Here is an 18,621-nt window from a genome sequence, read left to right as displayed (position 1 = left end):
AATTGTATACAACCCATACCATTGGTCGGGTTTCGATTGTTTCCGCCTCGGTACAACCTCAGGATCGCGCCGTCATCCTCTTGAGGTTCCTCTATGAAGTTCTCCTCGATTCTCTTGTTGTCCCTTGGCCTGGTCAGTGGCGCAGCCATGGCCGGTGGCACCACCGAAGCCGGTGTGGGCGGCGCATTGGGCGGGGTTTTAGGTTCGGTCGTAGGCCAGCAGTTGGGCGGTAACACCGGTTCGGCCATCGGTGCAGCCCTCGGCGGCGCAGGCGGCAGTGCGGTTGGTGCAGACAAACGCAGCCGTGGCGAAGCCGCGATTGGCGGCGCGTTGGGCGCAGCCGGTGGCAACGTGGTGGGCCGCAGTGTCGGCGGCAGCACCGGCAGCCTGATCGGCGCAGCAGCCGGCGGTGGCGCCGGTGGCGCGCTGGGCAACTACATGGGCAACAAGAGCGATGACGATGACCGTCGTTACCGCGGGCGCGACAACCGCCGTTATGACCGCGACGACCATCGCGGGCGCGGCCATGCTTATGGGCATCGCAAGAACAAGCATCACTATCGCCACCGGTAAGACTTGAAATACCTTCCGGAAAACGCAGCAAAATAGTGTGGGAGCTGGCTTGCCGGCGATGCAGTCGCCTCGGTGATCAGCCAAATCGCGGCGATGCTATCGCAGGCAAGCCAGCTCCCACATAAGCGGCGTTAGGCCACCAAGCGCTGCAAGGCACCTCGCAGCGCTTCTGGAATCGTCACCGGCTGGTTCGACGCCCGATCCACGAACACATGCACAAACCTCCCCGCGGCACAGGCGTCGTCTTCGCCAGCCTTGAACACCGCCAACTCATACTGCACCGAACTGTTGCCCAACTTGCCCACCCGCAGGCCTATCTCGATGCGCTCCGGAAAAGCGATCGAGGCGAAGTAGTCACACGCCGAACTCACCACGAACCCCACCACTTCGCCGTCATGAATATCCAACCCGCCCTGCTCGATCAGGTAGGTGTTCACCGCTGTATCGAAGAAGCTGTAGTAGGTGACGTTATTCACATGGCCATACACATCGTTGTCGTGCCAGCGCGTGATGATCGGCTGGAAGTGACGGTAGTCGGCGCGCTGTGGCATTGAGTCGGACATGGACAAATCTCGGGTCAGTTGATTTACAGGTCGTCCAAATGAGCTTCAGCCCATTCACGCACCTCGGCGTAGGGATATTCCTCAAGCGCGGCGAAGCCTGGAATGCTCTTCGCCTTCAGCTTGGTAAACAACGGCACGCTGATCCCGCCCAGGAACCGCGTCAAGCGCTCAGCGCCCGGCAAGTGACCGTTGTACTCATGATGCCTGTGGATAAAATCACCGCACAGCGCCTGGAAGTTTTTATCCACAAGCGGCGGCAGGCTTGGCGGCGGCGGCAAGTGAGCGACATTACCGTGACACACCGAACAATGCCCGCATTGCCGGGGCGCATTTTCATCGCCGAAATAGTGCGCCAGGCGGTAACCCAGGCACTGCTCTGTGGCGAACAAATCCAGCATGGCGTGAATCCGCGCCACTTCCGTCACCTCGTGCTGCTTGAAGCCTGTGTATAACTCTGTGCTCAGCACCTGTGGATCAAAGTCGGTATTGAGCAAGCTGTAAACCTCGGTCATCTGCTTGCTTTCCATCTCGATCAGGCCCTGTTCCTGGAAGTAATCCAGGGCCTTCACCACACGGTTGCGCTCGGCTTGATGCTGCTGATACAGCGCATCGAAATCCACCGTCGCCCAGGTTTTCGCGCGTTTGCAGACCTGGATAATCGCCGCGACAAACTGCTGCCGCTCGCCGGAAAAACGCGCGAGCAAGGCTTCTGGCTCAATCAGGTACTTGAAGCGGTACTCAGCGTAAAACGCATAGCGCGGCGCGATCACGCCCTTGAGCTCAAGCTGTACCAGCAAGGTCTTCAGCGGCAGTTCGCGGATGTTGCTCTGGTCCGAAAGCGAGCGGAGCAGGAACTCCCACTGCCCGTCACCACGGGATGCCTGTATCTCCTCAAGCACGCGGCGAACACCTTCCTGTTCCGGCGTGTCGCCGTACACAAAGTTTTCCAGAATATTCAGGCTGTCGCGATTCGCCAGAACCAGGCAGTCGGAAGGCTGCCCGTCACGCCCGGCGCGACCGATTTCCTGGCTGTAGTTCTCGATGGACTTGGGCAAGTCGAAGTGCACCACGTTGCGAATGTCGCTCTTGTCGATGCCCATGCCAAAGGCGATGGTGGCGACGATGCAGTTGGACTGGCCGCCCATGAATCGCCTCTGGATGCCCTCACGCTTATCGTGCGCCAGGCCCGCGTGGTAGGCCTCGGCCTGGATACCGTTGCGATTCAGATGCTCGGCGATATGTTCGGCGGTTTTCTGCAGGGTGACGTAGACGATGCTCGGCTGATTGGCCCGCTCCTTCATCCATGCCACCAGCCGCCGACGCTTGTCCTGGCCAGCGACGGGCTCCACCAGCAGGTTGAGATTGGAGCGGTAGAAGCCCGTGGTGATCACATCGTCCGGCGCAATGGCGAACTTGGCCTGCATGTCGGCGATCACCTTGGGCGTGGCGGTAGCCGTCAGCAACAACGCCTGTGGGATACGGAACTGGCGCTGGTAGTCCGGCAGCTTCAGGTAATCCGGGCGAAAGTTGTGGCCCCATTCGGAAATACAGTGAGCCTCGTCCACCACCAGCAGCGAGATCGGTACGCTTTGCAGGAAATTGCGGAAACGCTCGTTCTTCAAACGCTCCACGGAGACCATCAGGATTTTCAGCTCGCCCGAACGCGCCCGGGCCATGACGTCATTGGCATCATCGCGGCTCTGGGCCGAGTCGATGCTGCCCGCCGAAATACCGTGGCGCTGCAAGAAACCCAACTGGTCCTGCATCAACGCCAGCAACGGCGACACCACGAGCGTCAAATGCGGCAGCAACACGGCGGAAAGTTGATAGCAAAGGGACTTGCCGGAACCGGTGGGGAAAATCGCCGCCGCCGAACGGCCTGCCAGAATCGCGCTGACCGCCGCTTCCTGACCCAAACGAAACTGTGGATAACCAAAGACCTGTTGGAGGGTGTTGTGCATAAGCTGTCACTCCATTGACCGCTGAACGAGCCCAAAACATAGACCAGCGCATTCAGCGAATCGAGAAAGGTCGCAAGTTAAAAAGAGTCAGGATGATACACAGCCTGGGCAATGGAGTAGGCACCAGTAGGAAACGTTCCAACCTCGCGCAGGACGCATCTGCAAACCCATTGCGCTACAATCAAGCTTCGCACCGAGAGGACGCTGTCATGGCCGAACTGACGTTTGAGCAAAAGCAGGATCACTACGACAAGATCCGCCGATCCAACTACCTGGCCAGCCTGCGCCTGGAAGGGTTCGACACCCAGCCCGCCGACGTCGACAAACCCCTGCCGACCCGCGAAGCCGTCCTCGCCAAGTACCGCAACACCCCACGCTGATGCTCGACAAATACGGCGTGGGCCAGGACCCGTACTGCTACCCCGGTAGCAGCGTCCTGCGTAACCGCCTGGATTTGTTCGACGAAGAGCGCCTGCATCAGGCCGAGCGGGAACTGTCTGAAATTGCCGTAGGCAGCCTGCCGCTGTATCCCCCGCCTTACGACCTTGAACGCCTGCAACACATCCACCGCACCCTGTTCGGCGACATCTACGAATGGGCCGGTGAGCTGCGCACGGTCAATATCCAGAAAGGCGACACGCTGTTTTGCACACCGGAGCGTATACCGCCCGAAGCCGCGAAAATCATCCAGCACGTGGCCCAGGCCAACTGGTTCGTTGGGGCTACCCAGGCCGAGTTGGTGACGCAAATCGCCGAGGCTTATGGCGACCTCAACGTGATCCACCCGTTTCGCGAAGGCAATGGCCGGGCGCAACGGATTCTGTTCGAGCAGATCATCGTCAACGCCGGATTTTCGGTGAATTGGTGGTTGGTGAAGAATGCGGCGTGGATACCGGCGAATATTGATGCGGTGGCGTGTGATTACCGGGGGTTGGAGGCGATTTTTGAGCGGTGTATCAGTACGCCGCGCTAGCCCCTGATCGTTAAAGCTGGTAACGATCTGTTTATTGCTCTCGCCCCGTACTCCCGCCAAGGTTCGCCCCGTCGCTGCAAATTCAGCGACCGGGTTTGGTCACTCGAAAACAGCACACATAAGTGCCATCACTTGTCTGGCGGACGTCTATCGTCTTCTCAGCGCAATGTTATGGCGGCTGTGTGTGGGACGTCCTCGGACGTGCCGGATTGCTGTTTCCGGTTGGCCAACCTGCGCACAGTCCGCCACCCATCGTTTGGCCACGGTGATGACGGTTACTTAACAGCAAACCGAGTACCTTCAAATGCAAAAACCTGAAGCGATAAACCGCTACCTTCCACTTGGCACCAACTTCACCGATACCCACCCCCTACTCATCGACACCGAAGCCGCCGCCGAAGATATCCAGTCCGCAGCCCACCAACGCATCCGCGCTGCAGCCGATCTGCTCGAAACCTTCTCCTGCCTGACCTTCGAACAGGCCGACCTCAAAGACATTTCCCACATCACCAACGCCCTGTATTTGCTGGTCCAGGATGGATGTGACCTGCTGGAAGCCGCCCAATACGGAATGATGCAACTCACCACCGCAGACGCCATAAAGCGAACACCCTCTGAGCAATCACACAGTTAAAAATGTGGGAGCTGGCTTGCCTGCGATAGCGGAGTGTCAGACAACACCTCTACCACTGACACACCGCCATCGCGGGCAAGCCCGGCTCCCACTTTTGATTTCTTCGCATGCGAAGTATCAATCCACTGCAAATCTAGGATAAGGCCGTAAGAAAACGCCGAGCGCCACGCCATATCCTTCCCAAACTGCTTCCCGCACCAGCCAATCCCTCTACAGAACTCACCGCAGCCTGACCGAAACTAGCGCCCCGTCATCTACTCGGCAGAAACCCCGTGAACCTCGAAAGGACTCAATACATCGGCCACTATGGCGTCATGTTCACCGTGATCCGATTTACCGTAACACCCCATAACCGACACAAACTCGCCACTCTCTGCTTGATTGACGCACAAGCCTCTGCTGACGCTCAAGTTAAAGGCGGAATCGGCCCTCAACGCTCTACGTCCTCAATGCACGTGTACTCAAATGAGTCATAGTCAGATGCTCTACTTACAAGCAGCGTGCTTTTTCGCCGCTTACCTGCTGCTGCACTACCAAATCACCGACGCCACAATCAGAAAGCGATGTGCCCTCACCTTTCTAACGACGGCGCTAATCCTGACTTTCTGGCTACCCTACGTGGCCATCATTCTCAGCATTCAACTCCTCCCTATCGCCCTGTTCTTGATAGGCTTGGCACTGTTCATCACACGAAATAAATTCCGCCGGAAACGTAACCGCCCTCCTCACCCACTCCAACGTGCCCCCACCATGAACCTGGCCCCCAACTTCCCCGAAGACGCCGCCATGCAGCAGCTCCTGCAACTGCTGCACGACGAAATCGGCTTGCCCAAACACAAAACCATCCGCCTCGAAACCTCAATCAACCTGGACTTGGGCTGCGACGGCACCGAGGCCAAGCAATTCATTGAGGCGCTGGAACAGGATTTCGCCATCGACTTGAACGACTACGACGCTTATCGTTACTTCCAGCCTCCGGTCTTCGATGTGTTCCTGAAACGCCGAGCCAAAGGTCGCGGCGATAAAATCCCGCTGACCATCGGCATGCTCTACCTGGCCATCAAGACTCATCGCTGGGACACCCAAACCCTGGAAAACCTCAGTTGAACTGTAGGAGCCGGGCTTGCCCGCGATGAAGCCCGAACAATCAACACACCTATAAGCCAATACACCGTAGCCTCAAAAAAATAACAAGGACCTTACATGGACGTACTAATGGGCCTGCTGGCCGCCCTGCTCTGGGGCGGCACGGACTTCCTCGTGGGCCTCAACGCCCGAGCCGTCGGCGTAAAACGCGCGGTGTATTTCGGCCAGGCCCTGGGCTTCCTGATCATGACCCTGCTACTGGTCATATTCCCCACCTTCCTCGTCAAATCCCTCGCGGCACCGTTGAGTGTCTGGCTCCTTGGGGCCGCTGCAGCGCTTTTGACCGTCTCCGGCGCCCTCGCACTGTCCAAGGCCTTCTCCCTGGGCAAAGCGGCCATCGTCGCACCGCTGGTGACGTCCTACGGCGTCGTGACCACTTTACTGTCATGGGCCAGCGGCGAACACATCAGCCTGATCCAACTCGGCTGCATCGCTCTCTGCGTAGTCGGCGTGATCCTGTCCAGCATTCACAAGGACAACGGCGTCCCTCACAACAGCTCCAGCCGCTCGATTGCCTACGCAATGCTCGCAGCGTTGCTCTACGGCACAAGCTTTTGGGTGCAAGGCCGCTACACCCTGCCGACGCTTGGACCGGTCACGATGCTTTGGCTCGGGTATCTGGTAGGCCTGTGCGTGCTGGTGTTGATGGTGCTTAAAGTCAAAGACGGCCTGAAAATCCCGCCGCTGAAAAACTGCGCAACATTGACCGGGGCGAGCCTGATGAACCTTGGCGGGTTCTCGGCATTTTCGTGGGGCGCAATGGTGGGGTCGGTTTCCGTGGTGACGGTGATCAGCACCCTATCCGGCGGGATCGCGGCGATTTTGGGATTTGTATTTTTCAAGGAACGACTTTCAGCGGTACAAGTAACCGGCGTGGTACTGGTGTTGGTGGGAGCGGTGGTTTTGCACCTCGTCGACTGATCCATCGCCCACAAAAAAGCCGCCCACAAGGGGCGGCTTTTTCACAACGGCCGAATCTTACAACTTCGGACCCGCAGCCTTGATCGCATCGCTCACTTCAAACTTCTTGAAGTTCTCGATGAACAGACCCGCCAGCGCTTTCGCGGCTTCGTCGTAGGCAGCCTTGTCAGCCCAGGTGTTACGTGGGTTCAACAGGCCGGTATCAACGCCCGGTACAGCCAATGGCACGTCCAGGTTGATGGTGTCCAGGTGCTCGGTCTCGGCACCGATCAACGCGCCGCTCTGGATCGCTGCAATCACGCCACGGGTGGTCGGGATGTTGAAGCGCTTGCCAACGCCGTAGCCGCCGCCGGTCCAGCCGGTGTTGACCAGGTAGACCTTGGAGCCGAAACCGCGCACGCGCTTGATCAGCAGTTCTGCGTATTCACCGGCCGGACGCGGGAAGAATGGTGCGCCGAAGCAGGTGGAGAAGGTCGACTTGATGCCGCCGCCCGAACCCATTTCAGTCGAGCCCACCAGAGCGGTGTAGCCGGACAGGAAGTGGTAGGCCGCTTGTTCTTCGCTGAGGATCGACACGGGCGGCAGTACGCCGGTCAAGTCGCAGGTCAGGAAAATCACAGCGTTGGGCTCGCCACCGAGGTTTTTCTCGGAACGCTTGGCCACGTGCTCCAGCGGGTAGGCGGCGCGGCTGTTCTGGGTCAGGCTGACGTTGGTGTAGTCGGCGTGCTTGGCATCGTCGATCACCACGTTTTCGAGCACGGTGCCGTGCTTGATGGCTTTCCAGATAACCGGCTCGTTCTTCTCGGAGAGGTCGATGCACTTGGCATAGCAACCGCCTTCGATGTTGAACACCACGCCCTCGCCCCAGCCGTGTTCGTCGTCACCGATCAGGTAACGGCTTTCGTCGGCGGACAGGGTAGTTTTACCGGTGCCGGACAGGCCGAAGAACAGGGTCACATCGCCAGCTTCGCCGATGTTGGCTGCGCAGTGCATCGGCAGTACGTCGGAGGCCGGCAGCAGGAAGTTCTGCACCGAGAACATGGCTTTTTTCATCTCACCGGCGTAACGCATGCCGGCGATCAGGACTTTTTTCTGGGCGAAATTGAGGATCACGCAACCGTCGGAGTTGGTGCCGTCACGCTCTGGTACGCATTCGAAGTTGGCCACGTTGAGCACTTGCCACTCTTCACGACCGGCCGGGTTGTACTGGGCCGGGTTGATGAACAGGCAACGACCGAACAGATTCTGCCAGGCAGTCTGAGTGGTCATTTTCACGGCCAGGTAGTGGTCTTCTGCAGCCCCTACGTGAACGTGGGAAACGAAATGCTCTTGCGCGTTGTTGAATGCCTCGACGCGAGCCCACAGGGCGTCGAACTTGTCGGCCGGGAACTTGCGGTTGATCGGGCCCCAGGCAATGGCAGCCTGGGTGGAAGGCTCTTCAACGATGAAGCGGTCGACTGGCGAACGGCCGGTACGATGACCGGTTTCTACGACCAGCGCTCCAGTATCGGCAAGCACGCCTTCACCGCGCTGCAGGGCTTCTTTGACCAGATCGTCAACACTCAGGTCAGTGTATACGGCGTTATTGGCTTGCGTCATGAGGTTCCCCGTCGGCCTATGGCCGAGTGCTCCAAACGTTTTGTAGTAGAAAGTTGCGCACTACTACCGCGAAAAAAGTGGGCCGGATTATGCCAGAAAAGCCCAAAAAGAGTAGGGCCCTCCGGTCAGAACGGCGGAAATCTGGCGTTTCTCAGGTGATTTACCTGTGCTTAAACGTTTTAGTGGCGGGTGCCCGAAGGGGTGTCGACGCCCGCGCCGGCGAATAATTGAGCAATATCGGCGGCGTCGAACAGGTAGCGCTGGTTGCAGAACTGGCAGTCGATCTCGATGTTGCCACCGTGTTCCACCACCAGGTCCTGCGCATCTTCCAGGCCCAGGCTGACCAGGGCAGTGGCGGAGCGCTCGCGGGAGCAACTGCAGTGGAAGCGCAGGGATTGCACGTCGAACAGGCGCACGGCCTCTTCGTGGTAAAGGCGGTGCAGGATGGTTTCGTTGTCCAGGCCCATCAGTTCTTCGGCTTTCAAGGTGCCGGCCAGGGCGGTGATGTGTGCCCAGCTGTCGGCGCGGTCTTCTTCATCCTTGATGCGGTCGGCCGGCAGTTGTTGCAGCAGCAGGCCACGGGCGCGCTTGCCGTCGGCGTTGAGCCAGAAGCGGGTGCCCACTTGCTGGGACATCACGAAATAGTTGGTGAAGCAGTCGGACAGGGTTTCACCGTCAAGGTCGACGATGCCCTGGTAGCGCTGGCCTACGGTCGGGTCGACGGTCAGTGCCAGTACGCCGTCAGGCATGAGGTCGGCCAGGGTCGCGTCGGGGGCGATGCGGTCGGCGTCGTAACGGGCCAGGCCACGGATTTCGCGCTCGCTGGAGCATTCGATCATCAGCAGCGGGATCGGGCCTTCGGAGCGGGCCTGCAGGATCAGCAAACCATCGAACTTCAGGGTGCCCACCAGCAACGAGGCGGCCGCCATCAGCTCGCCGAGCAACTGCGCGACCGGCTCCGGATAGGGGTGCTTGGCGAGGACTTCGGCATAGCTGCGCTCCAGGGCGACCAGTTCGCCGCGGGCGTCGCTGTCGTCGAAGATGAAGCGTTGGGTGAAGTCGGTATCCGGTAGATCAGTCATAGGTCTGGGTATCTGAATTGATGACAAAAAGATGACAAGGTTTATAGAATTACACGCTTTAGCACTATTTTGGTGCGGCCTTCTACGGGAAAACGAAGCGCTTTAAAGCAAAGAGGAAACAGTTTATGAACAATCCGGGTTTGTTCCAAGCCAAGTGGAACCTCGGGCGATTGGCCCTGTGCAATTTACTCGCTGTGGGGCTGCTGTGTTTTTGGCTCTGGCCGGCGGGCCAGGCGCTCTGCGTGGTTTTCGACGAGTGGCTGTTTCATCTGCTCAACGACCCTCTGGCCAGCAGCCCCGCGTGGCTGCATGTGTGGGCGGTAGCCAGTTTGCGCCCGTTTGACGCGGTGGTCGGGGTGATTCTGCTGACGCTGTTGATCCGCGGCGGCTGGGTGTTCAAGGCGATTGAAGTGCGCCAGGCGTTTTTCGGATTCCTGGGCATTCTGCTGCTGTTGCTGTTTATCCGCATGCTGTTTTCCAAGCTGGCGGCGCAGATGGGCTGGCAACACCATAGCCCGTCGATGGTGATCAGCGGGGCGATCCAGATGAGTGACTATTTCCCCGGCCTTGAAAAAACCTGGGAACTGAAGGACCGCTCCAGCCAGAGTTTCCCGGGAGATCACGCGTCCGTGTTGTTGATCTGGGGAATGTTCATGACCGTGTTCGCCAAGCGCATCGGCCAGGTTCTCGTGATCTGGGGCTTGGCGCTGCTGTTCATGATGCCGCGGCTTGTGGCCGGCGCGCATTGGGGGCAGGACGATTACATCGGCGGGGTGTTGCTGGCGCTGTTGGCATTGGGCTGGGGTTACTACACGCCGTTTGCGGCGAAGGTTTCGGGACTTCTGGTACGGGTGACAAGCCCGGTGTTCGAGTGGTTTCAGCGGGTGCCGCTGGTTAATCGCTTGAGCGTTATTCGCAGCGCTTAACGTGAAGTTGCAGGAGCCGACCTGGCTCCTGCGGTTTTCCGGTTAATCATCGTTGCCACTGCCGCGAAACTTGAACAGGTCACGCCGCTGCTTCTTGCTCGGCTTGCCGTCGGTGGTCATGCCCAGGGAGCCCGCCTTGCGCATGGCCGCCGCGTTTTCGCGCTTGGCGATGCTGGCTTCGGTTTCGGTATACAAGGCCTGCGCCTCGGGAGCGCCCCTTCGCACAATTGAAAGCGCCTGGACCACCACGGTTCGCTCATCAAAACCGGCACGAATCTGGAACTCATCGCCAATGCGCGGCTCCTTGCCCGGCTTGCAGCGCTCGCCCCGCCAATGCACTTTGCCACTCTCGATAGCCGCCTTGGCGAGGGCACGGGTCTTGAAAAAGCGCGCCGCCCACAACCACTTGTCCAGACGGACTTTTTCTTCCTCTTCCTGCTTCTGAGCCACTTGAATTCCTCGCTCTGAAAAATGTCGCAACTTTACCGTTGAAACCCTTCAACGCATAAACCCTTGAGCTCACCTAAGATACGCCAGGTAGCAACCTGTTTTCGCGAGGTTAACGCGTGACCGACTTTCCCATTTCAATCACCTCGCCCAAACAAGGCTGCGCGGGTTGCCAGCAAAGCGAACCGCTGGGCTTTGAGTTTGCCTTCGCCTATCAGCCTATCGTGGACCTGCGCGACCACTCGGTCTTTGCCCATGAAGCCCTGGTGCGCGGCGTTAAGGGTGAGGGTGCGTTGTCGGTCCTTGGTCAGGTCAACGATAGCAATCGCTACCGTTTCGACCAGCAATGCCGCACCAAGGCCATCGCCACCGCCTCGACACTGGGCCTGCAGACACACCTTTCAATCAACTTCATGCCCAATGCGGTCTATCGGCCCGAGTTGTGCATTCGCAGCACCCTGGAAGCGGCCCGCACGCATAATTTTCCATTGGACCGGCTGATTTTCGAGACACTGGAAAGCGAGCACGTAGATAACTATCGCCATTTGACGAATATTCTGCGTGAATACCGCGAATTCGGCTTCAAGACCGCCATCGACGATTTCGGGGCGGGCTATTCGGGGCTGAACCTGCTGGCCGATTTCCAACCTGACTTGATCAAACTCGACATGGCGCTGATCCGCGATGTCGACCGTGATCGTGTCCGTCAGGTGATCGTCCGGGGGATTGTCACAATCTGTGAGCAGTTGGGCGTTACTGTCATCGCCGAAGGTATCGAAAGTGCCGGCGAGCGGGATTTCCTCGCCGACTGTGGAATATTTCTGATGCAGGGCTACTGGTTCGCCAAGCCTGCATTCAAAGCCCTGGCCGAGGTTTCACCTGGCGCCTGGGCGAATTAATTGCCGGTTATTCATATTGAAGACATTTGACCATTTGACCGTTGTGGGTCTGCGTGAGTGGGTGGCACTTCCCGACTTGGGAGTGGCTGGCCTGCGCGCCAAGATCGACACCGGCGCCAGTACCTCAAGCCTGCATGCCACCGAGATCGAGCCCTTTGAGCGCGACGGTGCAAAGTGGGTGCGCTTCACCGCGCACCTGGGCAGCGTGGTGCAACTGCGTCACCGGCGCTGCGAAGCGCCGCTGGTGGCGATGAAAACCATTAAAAGCTCCAACGGTCAGGCCCAGGTGCGGTATGTGATCAGCACCACTCTGGCCCTGGGTGATCGGGTGTGGCGGGTGGAATTCACCCTCGCCTGCCGCAAGGCCATGCGTTACCGGCTGTTGCTGGGCTCCAAGGCTCTGATTGACGGCCAGTTGGTGGTCAATCCCGGGCTCAAATACGTTCAAGACAAGCCGGTGTTCCCGGTCTCTACTACCTCTGCCACAGGTGTTGCATGAAGATCGCTGTGCTGTCGCGTAACCCGCGTCTGTATTCCACCCGTCGCCTGGTCGAGGCCGGCACCGAACGTGGCCATGAGATGGTGGTGATCGATACGTTGCGCGCCTATATGAACATTGCCAGTCATAAGCCGCAGATCCACTACCGGGGCAAGCCGCTGGAAGGCTTCGATGCGGTGATCCCGCGTATCGGCGCTTCGGTGACATTCTATGGCTGCGCGGTGTTGCGCCAGTTTGAAATGATGGGGGTCTCGCCCCTGAATGAATCGGTGGCCATCGCCCGTTCGCGGGACAAGCTGCGCTCGCTGCAGTTGCTGTCGCGCCGTGGCATCGGCTTGCCGGTCACCGGTTTTGCACACTCCCCGGACGATATTCCCGACCTGATCGAGATGGTCAACGGCGCGCCGCTGGTGATCAAGGTACTGGAAGGTACCCAGGGCATCGGTGTGGTGCTGTGTGAGACGGCAACGGCCGCCGAGTCGGTGATCGAGGCGTTCATGGGCCTCAAGCAGAACATCATGGTGCAGGAATACATCAAGGAAGCCGGCGGTGCGGATATCCGCTGCTTCGTGGTGGGCGATAAGGTGATTGCCGCGATGAAGCGTCAGGCCAAGCCGGGGGAGTTCCGCTCCAACCTGCACCGTGGCGGCAGCGCCAGCCTGATCAAGATCACACCGGAAGAGCGCATGACGGCCCTGCGGGCGGCCAAGGTCATGGGGCTGAGTGTGGCGGGTGTGGATATCCTGCGTTCCAACCACGGGCCGTTGGTGATGGAGGTGAACTCATCACCGGGCCTGGAAGGGATTGAAACCACCACCGGCAAGGATGTGGCGGGGATCATCATTCAGCATCTGGAGAAGAGTGGTGGGCCGAATATGACGCGCACCAAGGGCAAGGGTTAATCCCCCTTGTAGGAGCTGGCTTGCCTGCGATACAGGCACCTCGGTTTTTCTGGCGAACCGCGGTGATGCCATCGCGGGCAAGCCCGGCTCCCACACCAGCCCCACACATTTAATCTGTGTTGGGTGTTAGACCGCATCTCTAGGCAGCATCAGCCCCAACGGCAAACGCACTCGTGCTTCCAGGCCGCCATCCGGCCGGTTGCGCAATTCAACATTGCCGCCATGCATCGAAGCAATTCGCCGCACAATTGCCAGCCCCAGGCCGGTGCCCTTGCCACCCCGGGCACGGTCGCCACGGGTGAACGGGTTAAAGATGCCTTCCAGTTCCGCCGGATCGATACCGGCGCCACGGTCCATCACACTCAGCACGACGTAAGGCGCGCTGGTATCCCCGGACACGTACGCCGCCACTTCCACATCGGAACCGGCGTGATGCAAGGCGTTGCCAATCAGGTTGTTCAGCAACCGCTTCATCGATACCCGGCGCAACGCGAACGGCTGGATCGGCTCCAGGCGCATGCGAACCTGCTCGCCGTTCTGGTTGTAGGGCGCCACCACTTCACGTACCAGGTCCGTCAGGTCGACCTCTTCCACCACTTCGTCCCGACCATCACGGATAAACGCCAGGAACTGGTCGAGAATCGCGTCCATGTCCTCGATGTCGCGAACCATGTCGTCGGTCAGGTCGGTGTGGTTGCCCATCAGCTCCAGGGACAGCCGCAACCGCGTCAGCGGCGTGCGCAGGTCATGGGATACCCCCGCCAGCATCAGCTCGCGTTCGCGTCCCGCCTGTTCGACATCCTCGGCCATCTGGTTGAACGCGCTATACACCTCGGTCATTTCACTCGGTGTATCGCTGATGGGCAGGCGCACACTGCGGCCCTGGCCCAGTTGGCGTGCGGCGAACACCAGGCGCTTGAGCGGCTGGTTGAGCTGGCGCACGAAAATCCAGGCAGACGCGGTGGAAAGCAAACCAATCGCCAGGAACCAGCCCAGCACGTTCCAGATCTTCTGCCCCCGCAGCGGATGCGGATACAGCGGCACCTTCAGCCAGTCCTCGCCCAAGCTTGGCGCCCGCACCCACAGTGCCGGCGACACATGCATGCGCAGCCGCACCTCGGTGTCTTCACCCAGTTCGGCCTGCATCTGGCGTTGGTAGATTTCGCTGTAGGGCCAATGTTGCTCGCCCTCGGGCACGCCTGCGCCCGCGACCCGAACCAGGGTAGCGGCCTTGGCGATCTTCTCGCGGTTCTCGGGGTCTGCGGCCCAGTAGGCGCGCAAGGTCAGGGCGACACCGTGGCTGTACTGCCGGTCCACCAGCACGTCTTCGTTCATCAACAGATAAACCAGTGTCAGGGCCTTGGAAAACAGTACGACGATGAGCACCAGCCAAAGGGTGCGTGAGAAGAAACTCTGCGGGAACCACAACGGGGTTTTCATAAAAGACAGCTGGACACCTTGCAGGCGCGAGCGAAGCTCGCAGAATTGCAAACGCCGGGCAACCGGCTGACTCTTATCGAGTCATCACCGGCAGACCCGCCTCTGCAAATCATTGGTCACTTGGTTGCGGTGCCGTCCGGCACAAACACGTAACCCACACCCCACACCGTCTGGATATAACGCGGCTTGGATGGATCGGGCTCGATCATCCGGCGCAGACGGGAGATCTGTACGTCGATGGAGCGCTCCAGGGCGTCCCACTCCCGGCCTCGGGCCAGGTTCATCAGCTTGTCGCGGGTCAGCGGCTGGCGAGCGTTCATCACCAGTGCCTTGAGCACGGCGAATTCGCCGGTGGTCAGCATATGCACTTCATCGCCACGCTTGAGCTCACGGGTGGCCAGCGACAGCTCGTAGTCACCGAAGGTCACGCTTTCGTCTTCGCTGCCTGGAGCGCCCGGTACCGGGGCGGCCTGGCGACGCAGTACGGCCTTGACCCGTGCCATCAGCTCATCCGGGTTGAACGGCTTGGCCAGGTAATCGTCGGCGCCCAGTTCGAGGCCCTTGATGCGGCTCAGCTCATCGCCCTTGGCGGTCAGCATGATGATCGGGATCTGATTGTTGGCGCCGCGCAGGCGTTTGCAGGCGGTCAGGCCGTCTTCGCCGGGCAGCATCAGGTCCAGCACCACCAGGTTGAAGACTTCACGTCCCAACAGGCGGTCCATCTGTTCGGTGTTTGGCACCGCGCGGGCACGATAGCCCTTGGAGTTGAAGAAACGCTCCAGCAGGCTGCTCAGCCCCGGATCGTCATCAACGATGAGAATTTTTTCGCCTTCAGCAGTTTGTGCAGTGCTGCTCATTAGATGCTCCTCTTATCTCGGCGCGCATTATGGCGTAGCTGCCGTTATACGCACCGTGTGCATTGTTAGCAGATTTTTCCTCTACCGCCAGCGAACCCGCGCCCTACAACCTTGGCCGCAATCCCCCCAAGGGCGGAACGCTGGTTATAATGCGGCGCCTTTGTGCAGGGCAACGTCAGTTCGTTACCGCTTACTGCCAGGGGATTTTTTTACCCGCTTGTAGTGATTTTTTCGATTTCGAGGGTCAATAGGCTGCCTCTTGACCCAGGCAGCGGCGCCAGTCGGGCCGCTCAACCAGCCTCGCAAGCCTTGTTTTCCGGGCCTGCGAGCCTGCTTTCAGAATTTCAGGTGGTTTTATGGACAGCATCAACAGCCGCATCGCCGAGGAACTCGGTGTACGCCCACAACAGGTCGAAGCGGCCGTCGCTCTACTGGATGAAGGCTCCACGGTGCCCTTCATCGCCCGTTACCGTAAAGAAGTCACCGGCAGCCTCGATGATATCCAGTTGCGGCATCTGGAAGAGCGCCTGCGCTACCTGCGAGAACTCGACGAACGGCGTATCAGCATCCTCGCCAGCATCGAAGAGCAAGGCAAGCTGACCCCGCAACTGGAACGCGACATCAAGCTCGCCGACACCAAGACCCGCCTCGAAGACTTGTACCTGCCGTACAAGCAGAAGCGCCGCACCAAGGGCCAGATCGCCCTGGAAGCCGGCCTCGGCGAGCTGGCCGACGGCCTGTTCAACGACCCGTCCCTGGCCCCGGAAAGCGAAGCCGCACGCTTTGTCGATGCCGAAAAAGGCGTCGCCGACGTCAAGGCCGCCCTGGAAGGTGCCAAGTACATCCTCATGGAGCGCTTCGCCGAAGACGCCAACCTGCTGGAAAAACTGCGCAGCTACCTGAAGCAGGAAGCCACCCTCAGTGCCCGCGTAATCGCCGGCAAGGAAGAGGAAGGCGCCAAGTTCCGCGATTACTTCGAACACGACGAGCCGCTGAAAAGCATGCCGTCCCACCGCGCCCTCGCCATTTTCCGCGGGCGCAACGAAGGTATTCTGAGCTCCGCGCTGAAAGTCGGCGACGAGCTGCCGGGCACCATGCATCCGTGCGAAGGCATGATTGGTCAACAGTTCGGCATCCAGAATCAGAATCGTCCTGCGGACAAATGGCTCGGTGAAGTCGTGCGCTGGACCTGGAAGGTCAAGCTCTACACCCACCTGGAAACCGACCTGCTGGGCGAACTGCGCGACGGCGCCGAAACCGAAGCCATCAGCGTGTTCGCCCACAACCTGCACGACCTGCTGCTGGCCGCGCCGGCCGGCCCGCGCGCCACCCTGGGCCTCGACCCGGGCCTGCGTACCGGCTGCAAGGTTGCCGTGGTTGACGCCACCGGCAAGATGCTCGACCACGCCACGGTCTACCCCCACGTGCCGCACAACAAGTGGGACCAGACCATCGCGATCCTGGCCGCCCTGTGCGCCAAGCACTCGGTGGACCTGATCGCCATCGGCAACGGCACCGCCAGCCGTGAAACCGACAAGCTGGCCGCCGAACTGATCAAAAAATACCCAGGCATGCAGATGACCAAGGTGATGGTCTCCGAGGCCGGCGCTTCGGTGTACTCCGCCTCGGAACTGGCTTCCAAGGAATTCCCGGACCTCGATGTGTCGATCCGTGGCGCCGTGTCCATCGCTCGCCGCCTGCAGGACCCACTGGCCGAACTGGTGAAGATCGATCCGAAATCCATCGGTGTCGGCCAGTACCAGCATGACGTGTCTCAGCTGAAGCTGGCCCGCGGCCTGGATGCGGTGGTGGAAGACTGTGTGAACGCCGTCGGTGTAGACGTGAACACCGCCTCGGTTGCGCTGCTGGCTCGTATCTCCGGCCTCAACGCCACCCTGGCGCAGAACATCGTGACCCACCGCGACGAAAACGGCGCGTTCAAGACCCGTGCGGCGCTGAAAAAAGTCGCACGCCTGGGCGAAAAAACCTTCGAACAGGCCGCCGGCTTCCTGCGCGTCATGAATGGCGACAACCCGCTGGATTCCTCGGCCGTTCACCCGGAAGCCTACCCGCTGGTGCAACGCATTGCCGCTGAAACCGACCGCGACATCCGCTCGCTGATCGGCGACGCCGCGTTCCTCAAGCGCCTGGACCCGAAAAAGTACACCGACGAAACCTTCGGCGTGCCGACCATCACCGACATCCTGCAAGAGCTGGAAAAACCCGGTCGCGACCCGCGCCCCGAGTTCAAGACCGCCGAGTTCCAGGAAGGCGTCGAAGACCTCAAGGACCTGCAACTGGGGATGATCCTCGAAGGCGTGGTCACCAACGTGACCAACTTTGGCGCGTTTGTGGATATCGGCGTGCATCAGGACGGTTTGGTGCACATCTCTGCGCTTTCGGAGAAGTTCATCAAGGACCCTCGCGAAGCGGTGAAAGCCGGTGACGTGGTCAAGGTGAAAGTCATGGAAGTCGACATCCCGCGCAAACGCGTCGGCCTGTCGATGCGCATGAGCGACACCCCCGGCGAGAAAATCGACGGTGCCCGCGGCGCACGCCCAGGCTCTGCGCCACGCCAGTCCCAAGGCAGCGCACCGCGCAAGGAAACCGCAGCCCCAGCCCCGGCCAATAACGCCATGGCTTCGCTGTTCGCCAACGCCAAACAACTGAAGAAACGTTAATGGAACTGCCAGCCGGCTTGACCCACAGTGCTTTCAGCGAACTCATTGGCTGCCGCCTGCAACGCCTGGAAACCGGCGTTGCCGAGGTGGCCATGACCCTGGAACCACAGCTGCGCAACCGCGCTGGCAAGCTCCATGGCGGGGCGATCTTCAGCCTGGTGGACATTGCCATGGGGCTGGCGTGTTCCAGCTCCCATGGTTTCGACCAGCAGAGCGCGACCATCGAATGCAAGATCAACTACATCCGCGCCGTTTCCGACGGCGACGTGCTGTGTACCGCCCGGGTGATTCACCCCGGCCGGCGCACGCTGGTGGTCGAGGCTGACGTGTACCAGGACGAAAAACTGGTCGCAAAAGCACAAGGCACCTTCGCTGTCCTATAGCTCCCTGTCATCGATTTGAGTTAATTTCGGCGCTGCGAAAGTTGCGCCGAACTTTTCTTCGTGCGCGATAGCCAGATTCAAGGACGAGGGCGGCTCTTTCAGAGTGGGTCAATCCGGCTCGAAAACCAGGCGATA

General features: G+C 59.9%; 19 protein-coding genes. 12 read left to right on the top strand and 7 right to left on the bottom strand.

Annotated features, from left to right (window positions below; translation table 11 throughout):
• Positions 1 to 93 precede the first annotated feature (93 nt).
• Positions 94 to 573, top strand: coding sequence for a glycine zipper domain-containing protein (locus tag HX875_RS00940; protein ID WP_076018173.1), 480 nt, complete (start codon positions 94 to 96; stop codon positions 571 to 573).
• A gap of 131 nt (positions 574 to 704) precedes the next feature.
• On the opposite strand, the gene HX875_RS00935 is transcribed toward HX875_RS00940, so the two are convergent.
• Together HX875_RS00935 and HX875_RS00930 are read right to left on the bottom strand one after the other, a co-directional pair.
• Complete coding sequence (locus HX875_RS00935; protein WP_177040950.1) at positions 705 to 1,136, bottom strand: acyl-CoA thioesterase; 432 nt, start codon at positions 1,134 to 1,136, stop codon at positions 705 to 707.
• Between the two features lie 23 nt (positions 1,137 to 1,159).
• On the bottom strand, positions 1,160 to 3,097 hold the full coding sequence (locus HX875_RS00930) for a RecQ family ATP-dependent DNA helicase (protein WP_177040949.1): 1,938 nt from the start codon (positions 3,095 to 3,097) through the stop codon (positions 1,160 to 1,162).
• A 209-nt stretch (positions 3,098 to 3,306) separates the two neighbouring features.
• Here HX875_RS00930 and HX875_RS00925 point away from each other — a divergent pair, with 209 nt between their 5' ends.
• The 5 genes from HX875_RS00925 (at position 3,307) to HX875_RS00905 (ending at position 6,771) form a co-directional block, all read left to right on the top strand.
• Positions 3,307 to 3,477 carry a YhfG family protein gene (locus HX875_RS00925; protein WP_003213201.1) on the top strand — a complete coding sequence of 57 codons (171 nt, stop codon included), beginning with the start codon at positions 3,307 to 3,309 and terminating at the stop codon, positions 3,475 to 3,477.
• Positions 3,477 to 4,070: a putative adenosine monophosphate-protein transferase Fic gene (locus HX875_RS00920; RefSeq protein WP_177040947.1), complete on the top strand. Its 594-nt coding sequence runs from the start codon at positions 3,477 to 3,479 to the stop codon at positions 4,068 to 4,070. The genes HX875_RS00925 and HX875_RS00920 overlap by 1 nt, the downstream gene beginning before the upstream one ends.
• A 304-nt stretch (positions 4,071 to 4,374) precedes the next feature.
• Complete coding sequence (locus HX875_RS00915) at positions 4,375 to 4,704, top strand: hypothetical protein (protein ID WP_177040945.1); 330 nt, start codon at positions 4,375 to 4,377, stop codon at positions 4,702 to 4,704.
• Positions 4,705 to 5,454: 750 nt separating this feature from the next.
• Positions 5,455 to 5,811: a DUF1493 family protein gene (locus HX875_RS00910; protein ID WP_177040943.1), complete on the top strand. Its 357-nt coding sequence runs from the start codon at positions 5,455 to 5,457 to the stop codon at positions 5,809 to 5,811.
• 108 nt (positions 5,812 to 5,919) lie between these two features.
• Positions 5,920 to 6,771, top strand: a complete 852-nt coding sequence (locus tag HX875_RS00905; protein WP_177041511.1) for a DMT family transporter — start codon at positions 5,920 to 5,922, stop codon at positions 6,769 to 6,771.
• Between the two features lie 57 nt (positions 6,772 to 6,828).
• On the opposite strand, the gene HX875_RS00900 is transcribed toward HX875_RS00905, so the two are convergent.
• Together HX875_RS00900 and hslO are read right to left on the bottom strand one after the other, a co-directional pair.
• Positions 6,829 to 8,370, bottom strand: a complete 1,542-nt coding sequence (locus tag HX875_RS00900; protein WP_177040941.1) for a phosphoenolpyruvate carboxykinase — start codon at positions 8,368 to 8,370, stop codon at positions 6,829 to 6,831.
• A gap of 179 nt (positions 8,371 to 8,549) precedes the next feature.
• Positions 8,550 to 9,452 carry an Hsp33 family molecular chaperone HslO gene (hslO, locus tag HX875_RS00895; protein ID WP_177040939.1) on the bottom strand — a complete coding sequence of 301 codons (903 nt, stop codon included), beginning with the start codon at positions 9,450 to 9,452 and terminating at the stop codon, positions 8,550 to 8,552.
• A 125-nt stretch (positions 9,453 to 9,577) separates the two neighbouring features.
• Between hslO and HX875_RS00890 the strand changes: the two genes are divergently transcribed.
• Positions 9,578 to 10,378, top strand: coding sequence for a phosphatase PAP2 family protein (locus HX875_RS00890; RefSeq protein WP_177040937.1), 801 nt, complete (start codon positions 9,578 to 9,580; stop codon positions 10,376 to 10,378).
• A gap of 42 nt (positions 10,379 to 10,420) precedes the next feature.
• Here HX875_RS00890 and HX875_RS00885 read toward each other — a convergent pair whose 3' ends face one another.
• The gene (locus HX875_RS00885) at positions 10,421 to 10,828 is read right to left on the bottom strand and encodes an RNA-binding S4 domain-containing protein (protein WP_003213184.1); all 408 of its coding nucleotides are present in this window, start codon (positions 10,826 to 10,828) and stop codon (positions 10,421 to 10,423) included.
• 116 nt (positions 10,829 to 10,944) lie between these two features.
• Here HX875_RS00885 and rimA point away from each other — a divergent pair, with 116 nt between their 5' ends.
• The 3 genes from rimA to rimK are packed head-to-tail and all read left to right on the top strand — an operon-like array spanning position 10,945 to position 13,125.
• A complete protein-coding gene (gene rimA, locus HX875_RS00880) occupies positions 10,945 to 11,724 on the top strand; it encodes a S6 modification regulatory phosphodiesterase RimA (protein WP_177040935.1) in 780 nt (259 codons plus the stop codon).
• A gap of 16 nt (positions 11,725 to 11,740) precedes the next feature.
• Complete coding sequence (rimB, locus tag HX875_RS00875) at positions 11,741 to 12,223, top strand: retropepsin-like aspartic endopeptidase RimB (RefSeq protein WP_026078048.1); 483 nt, start codon at positions 11,741 to 11,743, stop codon at positions 12,221 to 12,223.
• A complete protein-coding gene (gene rimK / locus HX875_RS00870) occupies positions 12,220 to 13,125 on the top strand; it encodes a 30S ribosomal protein S6--L-glutamate ligase (protein ID WP_003213178.1) in 906 nt (301 codons plus the stop codon). Before rimB ends, rimK begins: the two co-directional genes overlap by 4 nt.
• 126 nt (positions 13,126 to 13,251) lie before the next feature.
• Here rimK and HX875_RS00865 read toward each other — a convergent pair whose 3' ends face one another.
• Together HX875_RS00865 and ompR are read right to left on the bottom strand one after the other, a co-directional pair.
• Positions 13,252 to 14,565 (bottom strand): ATP-binding protein, encoded by a 1,314-nt coding sequence (locus HX875_RS00865; RefSeq protein WP_003213176.1) that lies wholly within the window; start codon positions 14,563 to 14,565, stop codon positions 13,252 to 13,254.
• Positions 14,566 to 14,681: 116 nt separating this feature from the next.
• A complete protein-coding gene (gene ompR, locus HX875_RS00860; RefSeq protein ID WP_003213175.1) occupies positions 14,682 to 15,422 on the bottom strand; it encodes an osmolarity response regulator transcription factor OmpR in 741 nt (246 codons plus the stop codon).
• A 356-nt stretch (positions 15,423 to 15,778) separates the two neighbouring features.
• Between ompR and HX875_RS00855 the strand changes: the two genes are divergently transcribed.
• The gene (locus tag HX875_RS00855; RefSeq protein WP_177040933.1) at positions 15,779 to 18,103 is read left to right on the top strand and encodes a Tex family protein; all 2,325 of its coding nucleotides are present in this window, start codon (positions 15,779 to 15,781) and stop codon (positions 18,101 to 18,103) included.
• Positions 18,103 to 18,486 carry a PaaI family thioesterase gene (locus HX875_RS00850; protein WP_008435797.1) on the top strand — a complete coding sequence of 128 codons (384 nt, stop codon included), beginning with the start codon at positions 18,103 to 18,105 and terminating at the stop codon, positions 18,484 to 18,486. The genes HX875_RS00855 and HX875_RS00850 overlap by 1 nt, the downstream gene beginning before the upstream one ends.
• Positions 18,487 to 18,621 lie beyond the last annotated feature (135 nt).

It is taken from the genome of Pseudomonas yamanorum (genome assembly GCF_013386765.1).
GTDB classification, from domain to species: Bacteria; Pseudomonadota; Gammaproteobacteria; order Pseudomonadales; family Pseudomonadaceae; genus Aquipseudomonas; species Aquipseudomonas yamanorum_A.
Note: the sequence above shows the minus strand (reverse complement) of the source record. Positions and strands in the feature narration are given on the sequence as shown.

Excerpts from the sequence above, each read along its gene's own strand:
- HX875_RS00905 (WP_177041511.1), top strand. The coding sequence starts at position 5,920 with ATGGGCCTGCTGGCCGCCCTGCTCTGGGGCGGCACGGACTTCCTCGTG.
- HX875_RS00850 (WP_008435797.1), top strand. The coding sequence starts at position 18,103 with ATGGAACTGCCAGCCGGCTTGACCCACAGTGCTTTCAGCGAACTCATT.
- HX875_RS00930 (WP_177040949.1), bottom strand. The coding sequence starts at position 3,097 with ATGCACAACACCCTCCAACAGGTCTTTGGTTATCCACAGTTTCGTTTG.
- HX875_RS00890 (WP_177040937.1), top strand. The coding sequence starts at position 9,578 with ATGAACAATCCGGGTTTGTTCCAAGCCAAGTGGAACCTCGGGCGATTG.
- rimK (WP_003213178.1), top strand. The coding sequence starts at position 12,220 with ATGAAGATCGCTGTGCTGTCGCGTAACCCGCGTCTGTATTCCACCCGT.
- HX875_RS00900 (WP_177040941.1), bottom strand. The coding sequence starts at position 8,370 with ATGACGCAAGCCAATAACGCCGTATACACTGACCTGAGTGTTGACGAT.
- HX875_RS00915 (WP_177040945.1), top strand. The coding sequence starts at position 4,375 with ATGCAAAAACCTGAAGCGATAAACCGCTACCTTCCACTTGGCACCAAC.
- HX875_RS00925 (WP_003213201.1), top strand. The coding sequence starts at position 3,307 with ATGGCCGAACTGACGTTTGAGCAAAAGCAGGATCACTACGACAAGATC.
- HX875_RS00855 (WP_177040933.1), top strand. The coding sequence starts at position 15,779 with ATGGACAGCATCAACAGCCGCATCGCCGAGGAACTCGGTGTACGCCCA.
- HX875_RS00865 (WP_003213176.1), bottom strand. The coding sequence starts at position 14,565 with ATGAAAACCCCGTTGTGGTTCCCGCAGAGTTTCTTCTCACGCACCCTT.
- HX875_RS00920 (WP_177040947.1), top strand. The coding sequence starts at position 3,477 with ATGCTCGACAAATACGGCGTGGGCCAGGACCCGTACTGCTACCCCGGT.
- HX875_RS00910 (WP_177040943.1), top strand. The coding sequence starts at position 5,455 with ATGAACCTGGCCCCCAACTTCCCCGAAGACGCCGCCATGCAGCAGCTC.
- hslO (WP_177040939.1), bottom strand. The coding sequence starts at position 9,452 with ATGACTGATCTACCGGATACCGACTTCACCCAACGCTTCATCTTCGAC.
- HX875_RS00940 (WP_076018173.1), top strand. The coding sequence starts at position 94 with ATGAAGTTCTCCTCGATTCTCTTGTTGTCCCTTGGCCTGGTCAGTGGC.
- HX875_RS00935 (WP_177040950.1), bottom strand. The coding sequence starts at position 1,136 with ATGTCCGACTCAATGCCACAGCGCGCCGACTACCGTCACTTCCAGCCG.
- ompR (WP_003213175.1), bottom strand. The coding sequence starts at position 15,422 with ATGAGCAGCACTGCACAAACTGCTGAAGGCGAAAAAATTCTCATCGTT.